We start from the raw sequence: 14,558 nt of genomic DNA, 5'->3' as shown, positions 1-14,558 counted from the left end.
CTACATACCTCCCAGTTTTTGATGACCCAGCCACAACTGACCGAGCGCCAATCCGCTGTCATTGGCGGACACATTGCGCGGTCTTATAATTGTCGGTATTTGAGTCATACGTAAAATATTTTCTACCAACTGGCGATTTTGGAACACACCGCCACTTAGAATTACTTTTTTAATACCATAGGTTTCACAAATATAGTCAATCACTTCACTGATGCCGTAGGCAACTGTGCGATGGAACGAAGCGGCCAACTGCTTTTTAGAAGTGCCTTGTCCTAATTTTGTAACAATATCATTAACCAATGGTGAAAAATCAAGATGTCTTCCATCAAAGGTAAAGTCCAGTAAATTACCGCGTTCACCATAGGAGAGCTGTTCCAATCCCATGGCCACCTGACCGTCAAAGGAATGGGTATAGCCGAGGCCCAGCAAGGAACCAACTGTATCAAACAGACGACCGCCGCTGCTGGCTTTTACCATGGATACCCCTTTAATAGAGTTTGTATCTAACTTTTTCTTCGGCGCCTGTATGCGAATCGGACCTTCCATAGGAATGTTATCCACTACATCTTGTCCTTTATAAATCTCTACATGCTCCCGAATAATCTGATCTAACAGTTGCCACTGCGGTGGCAATCCGGCCATCCAGGAGTCCATAACTTCAGGGATGGAATCATTGTATAAATAGCGCAAGTACCAAAGGGCTTGTCGCCACGGTTCACGAACCGCCGCTTCACCGCCCGGAAGCGGTACAGATGACATATGAGCCAATCGTTTGAAATTAGCGCCCTGACAAAGCAGGAACTCACCGCCCCAAATTGTGCCGTCCGTACCGTACCCGGTACCGTCAAAGCAAACGCCGAGGACAGGTTCATCTACATTCTGTTCTGCCATGACCGTAGCTATATGTGCATGATGGTGCTGCACCTCTAAATACGGAAGATTATGCGCATTTGCGTATTCCCTACCATATTGCGAGGAATAATAGTTAGGATGATAGTCCGCCACTACTGCTACCGGAGTAATACCAAATAAGTTGGTAAAGCGGTCAATATTATGTCGAAGAGACTCATTCATAGCCGCATTGGCCAAATCACCGATATGAGGCCCCATAATGATATCTTCTTTGCGATTCAACGCAAAAGAGCTTTTTAAATCGCTCCCCATGGCCAACAAGGATAAATTGCCTTTATTCGGCAACTGTACATGAAATGATGTTGGCACATACCCGCGACTGCGGCGGATAAAATGAGGTGTATCATCAATAAACTGTACGACAGAGTCCTCCAAGGAGGCTACAATAGGACGATTGTGAATTAAAAATGCATCCACTACCGACTCAAGTTCTTCAAAGGCCCGCTCTTCCTGGTAAATTACCGGCTCACCGCTGCGGTTGCCGCTGGTCATTACCCATACAGCCCCTTCAGGGAGCAATACATAATGTACCGGTGCATAAGGAAGCATGATACCGATGTAGTGATTGTCCGGCGCTACCGCATCCCAGGCCAACGGCGCTTCGCGGCGCTGCGGCACCAACACGATAGGCCTTGCCGGTGATGTAATCTCCGCAATCGTTGCCTCTGTAAACACGCCGATTTTCTGCGCGGTCTCTAAGGAGTCAACCATGACCGCCAGCGGTTTACGAGGGCGCGGTTTGCGCTTGCGAAGTTGCATGACAGCCTCTTCATTGGTCGCGTCGCAGGCCAAGTGATAGCCACCCACCCCTTTAATAGCCAGGATTTTACCTGCCTTAATATAGTTGCGGGCTTCTTCAAATACGGCATCACTTTCTTCTTCATGACCGGTCAGCTCCGGAACGGCCTTACCGTCAGATGTAACTAAACGGTATTGAGGGCCGCAAACCGGACATGCGTTCGGTTCCGCATGGTAACGGCGATTTTCTTCCGACTCATATTCGGTCGCGCAATCGTCGCACATAGGGAACGTCTTCATGGACGTATATTTTCTATCATAAGGAACCCGCTCTACGATGGTATAGCGAGGTCCGCAATGTGTACAGTTAATAAAACTATAGTTGTAACGGCGATTCTCCGGATTTAAAAGTTCTTTTACACAGGCGTCGCAGGGTGCTGTGTCAGCTCCGATAAAGGTGGCCGGTGTTTCCCCTTCCTTGGAAGGTTTGATGATAAACTCCGTCTCATCTTCTACAAGATCAACTGTTTTTACATCCGTCGAATCAATGCGACAGTTAGGTCCTTTACACGATTCAAGGAGTGGTACAAATTGCTCAAGCTGCTCAGGTTCGCCCTGGATTTCCAGGTACACCCCTTCGCTGTCATTGAGCACCCAGCCCGTCAGTTCCAGTTCGCGGGCGATAATCGCCACGAGGGGCCGGAATCCCACACCTTGAACAATTCCCGTAAAACGTATACCTTGTCTCTCCATACATAATCCTTTCTACAAGTTTACATGGATTACAAAATTCCGTATTCTATTACATCCAGTTATGTTGTTTTCGCTCTTGGAATGCAGGATCTTCTTTTGGTACTACACCTTGCTCACGTAATTCATCCAATTCAGCCTGAATCATAATAGCGCATTCAATTCGTTTCTTCTGTAGTTCACAGCCCAATGCATATGGTTCGTGAATTGTGCCGCTAAATGTTTCATTGTTTGCATGACAACCGCCGGAGCAGAAGAATTTAGCCCAGCAAGCTGCACAGGTAGGTTTCGTGAATACATGTGTATTGCGGAATTCTCTAGGAATGTCGAAGTTTTTAAGGCCTTCGAATACATTGCCCAGCACATAACCGTCACGACCTACGAACTGATGACATGGATAAATATCGCCGTTCGGTACGATAGCCATGTATTCATGACCGGCACCACAACCGCGCAAACGTTTCGCCATACAAGGTCCACGGTACAAGTCCATGCGGAAGTGGAAGAAGTTGAACTTCTCGCCCCAACCTTCTTTTTGGCGTTCCAAGTATAAATCAGCCAGCTTTTCATATTCTTTCATCAAAGCCGGTAAATCTTCTTCACGTAATACATAATCCCCTTCCTTACCTACTACAGGTTCCATGGAAAGGTGCTCAAAGCCCAAATCGGACATGGCAATTACGTCTTTCGTAAAGTCCAAGTTATTATGTGTATATGTACCACGTGCGTAGTATTCCAAGCCGTTACGCTGTTTTACCGCGTTCACAAGGTTCTTCGCTACTGTTTTATATGTATCAGTACCGCCTGCACTTGGACGCATGTGGTTATGCACTTCTTCACGGCCGTCAATGGACAAGACCATGCTCAATTTATGTTCGTTTAAGTAGTCAATCTTTTCCTGCGTTAAAAGCACACCATTGGTGGTCATCGTCATTTTAAAGATTTTATTGTGCTCCGCCCCTACTTTTTCAGCGTATTCGATTGTCTGTTTAACTACGTCCCAGTTCATGAGAGGTTCGCCGCCGAAGAAGTCGATTTCCAAGTGCTGACGAGGGCCGCTCATGGAAATGAGGAAGTCTACGGCACGTTTCGCCACGTCGAAGCTCATGAGCTCCCGTTTCACTCCGCCGTAATCGCCCTGGCTGGCAAAGCAGTATTTACAAGCCAAGTTACAGTCGTGGGCAATGTTTAAGCACAACGCTTTAACAATCGGTTTTTCTGCAGCCACCAACTTGAAATCTTCCGACATAGGTGCGTAGAGCATTTCGTCTTTAATGAGTTGATCCAACTCATCGAGAAGTTCGTCGATTTCTTCCTTGGTTTCTACACCGTCAAATGCGCGGTGTACTTCATCGCGGTTGGAACCGTCGTAAATATCCAACACTTTATCGGTAAATTCATCAATCACGTGGATGATGCCGCTATTTACATCAAGACAAAAGTACTTATCTTTTAGCTTAAATTTATGAATCATTGGTTTTAATTCTAACATGGTACCTCCATATATTTTCAACTCTATTTAGATTATACTACACAAATATTAAAAACGGACAGTATTAATCCTGCATGATTTATATAACTTTATATAAAATCTGTAAAACGATTTACCATATTTATTCTACGTATAAAAAAGTCCTATACATAGACATCTTTAGCCGGTTTTAACGCCTATTTAATTAAGTATATAACCTGAGTATACTTTTTCCATCTTACACAGATTGTTAAAGCGACTACGAAGCATAATTAACTCGGTAATACTCCACGAAACATAATTATAATTAGGTCAGTAATACGCCACAAAGCATAATAAGTTCAGCAATACGCTGCAAAGAATCATTAACTCAGCAATGTTGTTATAAAAACAAAAAAGCCCGACGACAGAGCGTCGGACTTATTTGGTCCGGATTATTTCTGTTTGCAAACCTGGTTACCAACTGTGCAGCTTGTTTTGCATGCAGATTGGCAAGATGTTTGACATTCGCCACAGCCACCGGTTTTAGCTGTTTTCTGTAAAGATTCAGTATTGATAGTACGAATACGTTTAGACATGTAATTCAACCTCCTTTACCATCCTACGTGATTAACGTTATTTTATCATATGTGGCATGATTTGGGCAAGTCAAAAGGGCGCGGTTTATTGTAGCGCTTTTTTCAATACGTCTAAGTTTTGTTGCATAATTGTTAAGTACGTATCCCCTGCTTTAAGCTGTTCTTCCGTTAACCCTTCCACAGGATTTAATTTGTAAATGGCAACGCCTGTTTCCTTGCTGATAGCATTAGCCAGTTTCTGATTTACCAATTCTTCGCTGAAAATGGCCTTCACCTGATTGTTTCGAATGAAGCTTACGATCTGTGCCATTTTTTCAGGTGTCGGTTCCGCATCCGGAGAAATACCCATAATACCCAATTGCTTGAATCCGTAACGGTCTGCCAGGTAGCCGAATGCTTCATGAGTAACTACAAGATTTTTGTTGCTCAATGAGTCTGCAAAGGCTTTATAGGACGCATCGAGGGCTTCCAATTTTTCCTTGTAGGCTTTGCCGTTCGCTTCATAATATTCTTTATTTGCCGGATCTGCTTCGCTGAATGCTGCCACTACAGCGTCTACTTCTTTAGCTACATTCATCAGATTGAGCCAAATATGCGGATCCGCCATGTGGTGTTCATCCCCGTCTTTGCCATCATGGCCGGACTGCGGCGTGCTGTGACCGTGATGATCGTGCTCTTCCACTTCATCTACATAGCGAAGGTCAACCACTTTAGCCAGCTCTAACGGTTTTGCATCTTTTAAAATGTCCGGCGTCAATAGTTTTTCGGTTGGTTCCAAACCGGCGCCGTTATAAATGAATACTTTAGCTTTCCCAATACTCTTCAAATCGCCTGCCGTAGGCTCCCAGTCATGGGGCTCCGCTCCCGGTGGTACCAACACTTTCACGTCCACCTTGTCGCCGCCTACCACTTTCGCTACATCATACGCAGGATACACCGTGGCCACAACCTGCAATTTATTGCTGTCTCCGGCACCACCGTTGGTACCACAACCGGCCAAGACCAATACACCTACTGCTAACAGGCCGAAAAGAAGACCTTGTTTTAACTTTTTAAAATTCATAAAACACACTCACTTTCTTCAAACATAAACACATCTATTAAACGATTATTATTTTGCAAACTTTTGCTTTTATAGAAATATAAAACGTTTCTCTTATAAGAATTCAACAAATAAGAATTCAACAAACCATATATATGGGCAGTAAACTTTTTACTCGTTAAACACAGAGCCTTATTTATATTTATATGTATTCATATGTCCACATATGCTCACATCATATTAAAAAGCCCTGACATGACGTCAGGGCTATATACTTACAGTGGTTAATTATAAAATTTTATACTGTTTCAATATGTAACTTAATTGCCTTAAAGACAAATATTATTTGTTTAATTTAGCCCGTAACGCCACTACAATTGGTGTACCGATAAGTACGGCACCGGCCGCTTCCAAAGAGCCATGGAAAATAGCAACGCCTAGAATAATATTGAGCACTTGATCCATCGGCTTACCTGTTGCCGCAGCGTATGGTTCCGCATAGATAAGGTAAATCAGACCCATTACCATTATGGTATGTAACAAGGTAGTCACAAACAGGGAAATGATGATACGAACTACGGAACTCTTCAGCGGAATTGCTTTGAAGATGTAGTACGCAATCGGTCCGATGAGCATGCGCGGTAAGATGGATACAATCGGGTTTATAAAGGCAAATGACATAATATTCGGCGCCATTAAGTTCTGCACTAAGCTGTAACCGCCGAAAATAAGACCGATAAACATACCCACGCGCGGTCCTTCTACGAGCGCACCGATTAAAGTAGGAATATGTAAAATCGTAAAGTTAATTGGCGGTATACGTATAAGACCGAAGCCGGATACGCCCAAGATAATCGTCACTGCCGCCAACAATCCGATAACTGTTAATTGACGTGCATTAAAACGGCGACGACCATAAGGGGATGGTTTCGTCATTTGTTCTTTTGTCATGTTCTGCTCCTCCGTTCTTACTCCTGTCAGGATATAAGTCGAATAAAAAAATAGATGGCCCATTGTCCTATATCGTTCTGTTCAGTTGAGCCGCTTCTATTAAGCCGTTACTCCGGTTGATACAGACGCATCTAATCGCAGAATGCAATCTTACTTAATCCAAACACCACTGTTCGTATCATAAAACTACTAATCACTTGATATAGATTCTTATAGTCAAATAAACCATCTATTATATTAAAATATTACAAACATGCTGTCAAGTAGTATACGCTTACAGCATCTATTTAGGGCCTTTTCCCTTGTTGTTCTTCTTAGCCTGTTTTCTAGCTGCACGCGCTTCTTTAACAGCCTTCTCCTGTGCTTCTTTTTCAAGAACAGAAGACTTCATAGCGTTTTCCACTACTTCTTTTACATGTTCTTCCTTCGTTTTGTAGCGATTCTGCAAACGAATCAAGAAGCTTTCAGCCCACATACCTACACCGACAGAAATGCCCAAGATGACAAACTCAATGAGGCCCGGTGTAATGTACACGATTGGATTGCCGCGGAATGCAGGGAACACTACATCAACAAGGTTCACTACAAAGTCAGGCAGCCAGCCGCCACCGAAGATATGACCGTTAATAGCGAGCCATACAAAGGCGGTAACCAGGATACGCAGTAAGCGGAACGCTTTGCGTACTTCATTGCGTGGGAATAAGTAAATGGAAATGGAGCCCATGGTCCAAACTACGGTGAGCAATATGAGAAGATTCATCATATCGAAGATCATAACCTGAGACTCACGGCTCAATTGAACCCCCTGCAGGTTCATGAACAGGATGTCGCCCACCAAGAGCATTGGAATCGGCAACGCGTATACTGCAATGTCCAAGGTTTCATCGATCCAGCGGTTAAAACGAGGACGAGCGAAGAACAACGTTAAAATGTACGCCGTTAGCGATACGCCGATGTATCCGAAGAAGAAAATGAACAACCATATCATGAGGAGCCCGCCCATAGTCTGCCCTTCCAGTTGAAGCGGCGCTACGCGTTCGCCCATGTAGAAGAAGATTACCCAGCCGATGAGACTGTAGAAATATAATCCGCCGCGCCACGGATAGTCCGCAAACTGACGCAATTTATCTTGACGGCGAAGCCAAAATGGTGCAAAGAGTGCCAATGCGATAAATGCGGGAATCCCGGCCAACATACCGCCCATGGCCAATATAATCATGGAAATAGGAACTACTACAAGCGCTCCCAAGAGAGTCATTCTAACAAAATTATTCAATTCATTGCCCCTTTCTAAGGATACGAGTCAACACATATGCTAAAGTCAACGAAAGTACAACCTGCACATACATGGCAAGGATAAAGGCTACGTCGCGACCTACGGTAGGTAAATTCCATAAAAATGAAAAATCACCCATAAAAAACGAATTATAAGTCAGGACCTGGATGGAGCCCCAGCTCACTATATACAATATGCGGCCGATGCGCAACTCTTTCGGTCCGAATCCGCTCCGGCTGGAAGACAGATATAAGAGGGGAATCACAATGGATAAAAACAAATAACTTACCAATGCTACTGTGGCACTGGAACCGTTATGAATTGTATATGCCCCCAAGGGTATTAATATGATAAAGAACCCCATGTATAAAGTTCGCCGCATGATATCAGCAAGGACTTTCATGTTTTAACCTCCTAGTATTTCATTTCAGTAGTTTTATTCTACTATAGGTCCGCTTAAAACTCAACAAAAAAGCGGTCTCCTAGAAGGAGACCGCCACGACCTCTTGAAAAGCTAAGCACGTTCCGGCTATTGTCTTTTCTGCAATTAAGCAATTGCTTGTCCAAGCATTACATGATTACACATATTAGCAATCAGTTTTGCAAGAGCCAAGCAATTAGCCGTTTAAGCCACCGGTTGCACTGCCGCTCCAGTTAATGCAGGCACAATTGTATCTGCATCAGACTTGGCCGGCAACAATGGTGTCATGCTGCGTAGACCGATAGCCAAGGTGAATAAATTGTGGAACCATGCAGTTGTGCTTGGCGTCAATACCTGGAATAAACCAAGACCTACCAAGGCACCATTTACACCTACAATGGAGTTGTAGTTAAATTGAATGCGGTCCATGAGCTGCATTGCAATTTTACGCATATCCACAATACTCATCAAGTCATCGGAGGATACAGTTACATTGGCAATCTTCTGCGCAATCGGTGCGCCTTCGTTCATGGCCACACCTACATGCGCTTCCGATAAGGCCGGCGAATCATTGATGCCGTCGCCGATCATCATAACTGTATAGCCTTCGCTCTTCGCCTGTTTAATATAAGCGGCTTTATCGCCCGGCAATACTTCCGCATGCACTTCGTCAATGCCGATTTCTCGGGCTACCCGTTCCGCATTGCGCTTGCTGTCGCCGGTCATCATAACCACTTTCTTAATGCCTAACTGATGAAGCTCTTCAATTACCTGTTTCGCTTCATCACGCACCGGATCTTTAATACAAAGCACCGCCGCCAAACGGCCGCTGATAGCTAAGTATAAATGGGATGACGAATCGGGCAAGCTGTTGAACTTATCCATTTCATCAGGAGGGATAACTGTCTTTTCATCATCAAAGATAAAATGAGCACTGCCGATGCGGCATTTGCGATTGCCCACTTTGGAGGCAATGCCGTGTGCCACGATGTATTCCAACTTGGACGAATGTTTTTCCTTATGTGGCAAGTTGTGCTCTTCCGCCGCATTCACAACGGCACGGGCCATGGAATGAGGGAAATGTTCTTCAAGGCAAGCTGCCAGCATAAGCATATCGTCCGGATCATTGCCTTCAAAGGTAATAATCTGTTCAAACACCGGTTCCGCTTTTGTAAGTGTACCGGTCTTATCGAATACAATCATATCCGCAGCGGCGATTTGTTCCATGAACTTACCGCCCTTAACCGTAATGCCGCGCTTGGACGCTTCTTCCATAGCGGATAATACGGCTAACGGAATACTCAACTTCAAGGCACAGGAGAAATCCACCATGAGGAAGGACAAGGCCATCATTGTGTTGCGGGTCAGCAAATAGGTCAATGCTGTACCGGCAAAGCTGATAGGCACCAGTTTGTCCGCCATATGGAACGCCTTCTGTTCCATACCGGATTTCATCTGTTCCGACTCTTCAATAAGGGTTACAATCTGTTCGTAACGGGATGATTTGGAATTGCCCTTAACTTGAATAGTACAGGAGCCTTCTTCCACAACGGTGCCGGCATACACAAAGGTTCCTTCATCGCGGCGCACCGGTTCCGGTTCGCCTGTCATGGAGCTTTGGTTGATAAGCACTACACCATCCGTAACAATCCCGTCCAATGGCACTACTTCGCCTTGACGAAGTACTACAAGATCACCTTCCGCCACTTCGGCTACAGGGCGACTTACTTCCACACCGTCAACCTTTACCCATACTTTATCCACATTGAGAGACATACTCTCTGCCAAATTCAGTACAGATTTGCGAAGGGTCCATTCTTCCAGAGTTTCGCCGATTCCCAACAGATACATGATAGCGCCGGCTGTCGAGAAATCGCCGCGCAACATGGATACTGTAATGGCCACACCGTCCAATACTTCGACGGTCAACTTGCGGTGCCACAGCATAGTAATGGCCTGTTTAACGAACTTCACCGCATTGACTGCGTTCCAGGCTACTCGAATCGGCATAGGCAAGAAAATGCGCTTGCCCACATATAGTAACGTTTGTCCGATCATGGACTCACGATATTTACGATTTACTAAGCGCGGAGAATATTCCGTCAATGCAGGCGCCGCTGAAAAATCCAGCTCTCTAAGAGCCAATACGGCATCGCGCACAGCCGTTTCATCGCCGTCATGGTTGATAATCAAATCACGGGAGCGCGTGAAGAACTTGGCACTGATAATAGCCGGATTCTTCATGAGCGTTTCTTCTAAAAATACAGCTTCGGCGTCATCAAAGAGTCGGCCGCTTACTGTCAGGTGAAGTCGTTTCGATAATCGTTGACTAACCGAAAACTTCAACATTATTTTTCATCACTTTCTTCTTCTTCAAACAATGCTTCATCCTGACGACGTTTTTCGTTGATTTCCTGTGCATCAGCTAAAATGCTTCCGCTGGAAGCCTGTACTTTTTCAGCTGTCTGCATAATGCTGTCTTTAGCACGGATGCCTGCAGCTACTACATTAGCGTACACTTTCTTAGCGTCTTTGCTGGTTAACACTTTAAGGCCTACTGTGCCAAGTGCCAAACCGGCTGCGAATAAATTAGCGTGTTTTACTTTGTTTTTGTCGATGTTAAACATAATAACTCCACCTTTCCCGGGAATGAATAAAATAGTACATCGTAATGCATTTATAAAAATAGCCAAGGTCCAACCCTGGTGAACCTTGGCTACTTCTGCCATATCTCAGTAACAGATATTATCTGTTTTCGGAAGATACATTGCCGCTGCAGCAGCCACAGCCGCCGTCAGCAGAATTTATAGTCTTTTTACCGCCCTTACCGGAGCAGCCACAATTGCAACCACCTTTACCGGTCATCGTTTTATACGCTTTCCGTGCAACAAACAATACAGCAATTAATCCGATGAGATAAACTATTAGGTTCTCCATTATCATACACTATCCTTTTCCTTTTATCAATAAGAATTTGACATAAAATTTACAAGAACTAGACATTCACTTAATTCTCATTCAATTATCAGTCGTTAATTCTCATTTAAAACTAGGTAATTGAATAATTTATTATCACTATTAGTTAGACGGTTTTTGTTTGTAAAATTTTTACTAACTTCATTTATTGTTTCTTTACTTTTATCACATTATAAGTCTCATAAATTAAAATCACATGTATATCTCATGCTCCCGACTTTAAATAACAAGCTTATTTTTGCTAAAAAGCGTTGCTATGCCTTGCTTTTACTGGAAGCCCAATAAATGACCCACATTGTAAACGAGGAAGGCCGCTACCCATGCCAATGCACAGGAGTAAAGAATGAAGAAGCCTAACCAAGCCCAGCCGCCGGACTCGCGTTTGAATACGGCCATGGCTGCAAAGCATGGTGGATAAATAAGAACAAACATCATTAAGCCAACCGCTACTAACGGAGTGAATGATTTATCCTGACGTAAGTATTCCTGAAGTGGTTGTTCATTGTCTTCGTCAGCAGTAACGGCATAAATAGTACCCAATGTACTTACCATTACTTCTTTTGCGGCTAAGGCTGTAATAAGCGATACGCTCATCTTCCAGTCAAAGCCTAACGGACGCATAATTGGTTCAATTGTACGACCGATCATAGCTGCATAGGAACCTTGGATTTTTTCAGCAGCTTCTTCTTCATCCAATGCGCCAATCTTTTCGTCTTTTTCCAAGTTGTTCTGGTATACGGACCATGCAACAGGGAAAACATTGGCATCGCTGGCTTGAAGATCTTTGAAGTATTCTGGAATTTCCAATGGCTGATTAGCTGCCGTTGCATCAGCGGTAGCTGTTGCATCTGCTTTAGTATCTTCTGCAGGTGCTTCTTCGTCAGTTTCTTCTTCAGCAGCCGCTGCATCCTGTTCTTCCTGGATAGCAGTCATTTTATCAACCATATCCATTACAGGCTGTTTCTGTTCGTCAGTTACTAAGCCGGCCTGTGTTAAAATTGCATCTGCCTGTGCATCATATGTTTGCGTTACAGTTTCACGAGCTGCATCGAAGTCCTGAGAATAAGGAACTTCTTGTGGATAGGATGCAAGGAACCAGATAATTACAGATGCGGCTAAAATGAATGTACCCGCTTTCTTTAAGTACAAGATGGCGCGTTCCCACATGTGAAGCAATACGCTCTTCAATGTAGGCATATGGTATGGAGGTAATTCCATAACAAATGGTTCGGATTCGCCAGGGAACAAGAACTTGCGAAATACTTTTGCCATAAGTACTGCCAATACGATACCGGCAAAGTAAATGGCGAATAATACGGTACCGCGCTGCCCTACCGGGAAGAACGCACCGATGAACAATGTATATACCGGCAAACGGGCACTACATGTCATAAACTGGGATACTAAAATCGTAATCATACGGTCACGACGGTTGTCCAAAATACGGGCACCCATGATGGCCGGAATACTACAACCGTAACCGATGAGCAACGGAATGAAGGATTTACCATGCAAGCCGCAGGCGCGCATGATACGGTCCATTACGAACGCCGCACGGGCCATGTAACCGGTATCTTCGAGGAACGCAATGCCCAGGAAGAGGAATACGATGAGCGGTACGAAACTCATAACCGCGCCCACACCGGCGATGATGCCGTCAACTACGAGCGATTGCAACTGGCCGTCCGGAATTACCGTAGTGGCCCATTCGCCGAGAGCCGTGAAGCCGTCTTCAATCCAGCCCTGAGGATATGCGCCCAACTCGTTTACGAAGTTAAATAAGAGCCACATAATGAGCATGAAGATTGGCAAGCCCAGCACGCGGTGAGTCAAGATTTTATCTAAACGATCGGATTTTGTTTCGATTTCTCTTGGCGTACTGCGTAAGGATTCATTGAAAGTCTGAACAGCGAAACGATGACGATACTCTTGGAAAATAATTTCTAAATCTACTTTGTCACTCAATTCGTTGCGAAGACGTTCAGCAATCTTAAGTACGTTTTGTGTATTTTCGAAAGCGTTTACTTTCTTAATTACGTCCGGATCGTTTTCCAACAATTTGATGGCTACCCAGCGAAGCGGATAGGTAATAGTACCTGCTTCTTCAATAGCGGCTACTAATGCTTCAATAGCCGGTTCCAATACTTCGCCGTAATCAACAGTGGCCAATGTAACGGTTTCTTCTTTGGTTACATCCACAACGGCCTGTAATAATTCACGAGTCCCTACATTGTTGCGGCCTACGGTCTTAACAATGCTGGCACCTGTTAATTCGCTCAATTTGCGAACATCAATGTCGATGCCCATTTCTTCGGCTACGTCACTCATGTTGAGTGCCAACACTAAAGGACGTTCCAACTCTAACAGCTGCGCCGCCAAGTAAAGGTTACGTTCCAAATTAGAAGCATCTAATACGTTAACAATTACATCAGGCTCATCATTGATAATCGTATTACGTGCTACCAATTCGTCTAAGGAGCGTGCTGTTAAACTATATGTACCAGGCAAGTCGATAAATAATAAATCGCTGCCGTCAAAGGAGCATTCCCCTTCTTTTTTCTCAACGGTTACACCCGGATAGTTACCGACGTGTTGTTTTGAACCTGTAATGTTATTAAAAATGGTTGTCTTACCACAGTTCGGATTCCCTGCTAAGGCAATGCGAATGGTCGTGGCGTTCTGGTCACTCATTCTAAACCTCCTGCTTTGTTTCTACGTCAATTGTTTCTGCTTCACTGACACGCAAAGCTAAATCAAAGTTCTTCACTTTAATTTCTATGGGATCTCCCAGCGGAGCAAATTTCATTACTCGTACCATCGTTCCCGGCACCAATCCCATGTCAATAAGACGGTGTTTAATATTCCCGGTACCGCGTAAATTGGTAATTACACCTGCTTCGCCCGGCTTAAGTTGTGCCAACTGTTTTACCATTCCTACACCTCCTTGTGGTTTTCGTCGAAAATAGGCCTCCCGGTCTCCCTAAACCATCTCTATTTTCCACGTAATGATAATGATAAATAATTACAGTCTGATTATAACATATGGGCTGACAAATTCAATAACCACTTTCATTTAGGCCTATTTGATAGTACATCGAAAACCCTGAATTTTCATTATCACTTAGGCTCTACTGATAATCTTGTTATCATTACCACCATAGAGGCTTCAATGATATTTTCATTTTCATTTGAGATTAAATTTCTTTTCTCTCATATGCAGAAAAAGCTCTTCTGTTTATCAAAATCAAGCATAACATATAGTCATTTTCAATTAATTTTCAATATGCATATTTCGCAAACGATATATAACTTTGTGTGATTTCGCCGATTTTACTGTATAAAAAGCCCTGTTCTCTTCCAGTTCACTCGTTTTTCTTCCTTGTTCCGACTTGATATTAAACACTACAATTAAATTACTTTATTATTTAGCGCACCCATTGCCT

12 protein-coding genes are annotated in these 14,558 nt (G+C 44.0%); all 12 read right to left on the bottom strand.

The features are described from left to right. A complete protein-coding gene (gene hypF, locus KHZ77_RS00215; RefSeq protein ID WP_295194480.1) occupies nt 1-2,403 on the bottom strand; it encodes a carbamoyltransferase HypF in 2,403 nt (800 codons plus the stop codon). Between the two features lie 49 nt (nt 2,404-2,452). Continuing rightward, complete coding sequence (scfB, locus tag KHZ77_RS00210; protein WP_295194478.1) at nt 2,453-3,892, bottom strand: thioether cross-link-forming SCIFF peptide maturase; 1,440 nt, start codon at nt 3,890-3,892, stop codon at nt 2,453-2,455. Nucleotides 3,893-4,305: 413 nt separating this feature from the next. Beyond that, nucleotides 4,306-4,449 (bottom strand): six-cysteine ranthipeptide SCIFF, encoded by a 144-nt coding sequence (gene scfA, locus KHZ77_RS00205; protein WP_009353042.1) that lies wholly within the window; start codon nt 4,447-4,449, stop codon nt 4,306-4,308. A gap of 85 nt (nt 4,450-4,534) precedes the next feature. Next, nucleotides 4,535-5,512 (bottom strand): zinc ABC transporter substrate-binding protein, encoded by a 978-nt coding sequence (locus KHZ77_RS00200; protein WP_295194475.1) that lies wholly within the window; start codon nt 5,510-5,512, stop codon nt 4,535-4,537. A gap of 321 nt (nt 5,513-5,833) precedes the next feature. After that, entirely contained in the window at nt 5,834-6,442 is a 609-nt protein-coding gene (locus tag KHZ77_RS00195) for an ECF transporter S component (RefSeq protein ID WP_295194473.1), read from the bottom strand. A 283-nt stretch (nt 6,443-6,725) separates the two neighbouring features. Then, entirely contained in the window at nt 6,726-7,700 is a 975-nt protein-coding gene (locus tag KHZ77_RS00190) for a hypothetical protein (RefSeq protein WP_295194471.1), read from the bottom strand. A 19-nt stretch (nt 7,701-7,719) separates the two neighbouring features. Next, the gene (locus KHZ77_RS00185) at nt 7,720-8,121 is read right to left on the bottom strand and encodes a hypothetical protein (RefSeq protein ID WP_295194468.1); all 402 of its coding nucleotides are present in this window, start codon (nt 8,119-8,121) and stop codon (nt 7,720-7,722) included. Nucleotides 8,122-8,343: 222 nt separating this feature from the next. Beyond that, entirely contained in the window at nt 8,344-10,488 is a 2,145-nt protein-coding gene (locus tag KHZ77_RS00180) for a heavy metal translocating P-type ATPase (protein WP_295194466.1), read from the bottom strand. After that, nucleotides 10,488-10,766, bottom strand: a complete 279-nt coding sequence (locus tag KHZ77_RS00175) for a DUF6110 family protein (protein ID WP_295194465.1) — start codon at nt 10,764-10,766, stop codon at nt 10,488-10,490. The genes KHZ77_RS00180 and KHZ77_RS00175 overlap by 1 nt, the downstream gene beginning before the upstream one ends. A 118-nt stretch (nt 10,767-10,884) precedes the next feature. Beyond that, nucleotides 10,885-11,076 carry a FeoB-associated Cys-rich membrane protein gene (locus tag KHZ77_RS00170; RefSeq protein WP_295194464.1) on the bottom strand — a complete coding sequence of 64 codons (192 nt, stop codon included), beginning with the start codon at nt 11,074-11,076 and terminating at the stop codon, nt 10,885-10,887. A gap of 306 nt (nt 11,077-11,382) precedes the next feature. Further along, on the bottom strand, nt 11,383-13,806 hold the full coding sequence (gene feoB, locus KHZ77_RS00165; protein WP_295194463.1) for a ferrous iron transport protein B: 2,424 nt from the start codon (nt 13,804-13,806) through the stop codon (nt 11,383-11,385). A gap of 1 nt (nt 13,807) precedes the next feature. Beyond that, nucleotides 13,808-14,047, bottom strand: a complete 240-nt coding sequence (locus tag KHZ77_RS00160) for a FeoA family protein (protein WP_295194461.1) — start codon at nt 14,045-14,047, stop codon at nt 13,808-13,810. Between the last annotated feature and the right edge of the window lie 511 nt (nt 14,048-14,558).

The sequence above is a fragment of the Veillonella sp. genome, from assembly GCF_018364065.1.
Classification (GTDB): Bacteria; Bacillota; Negativicutes; order Veillonellales; family Veillonellaceae; genus Veillonella_A.
The sequence above is the reverse complement of the archived record's forward strand: the minus strand, read 5'-3'. Positions and strand labels throughout refer to the sequence as shown.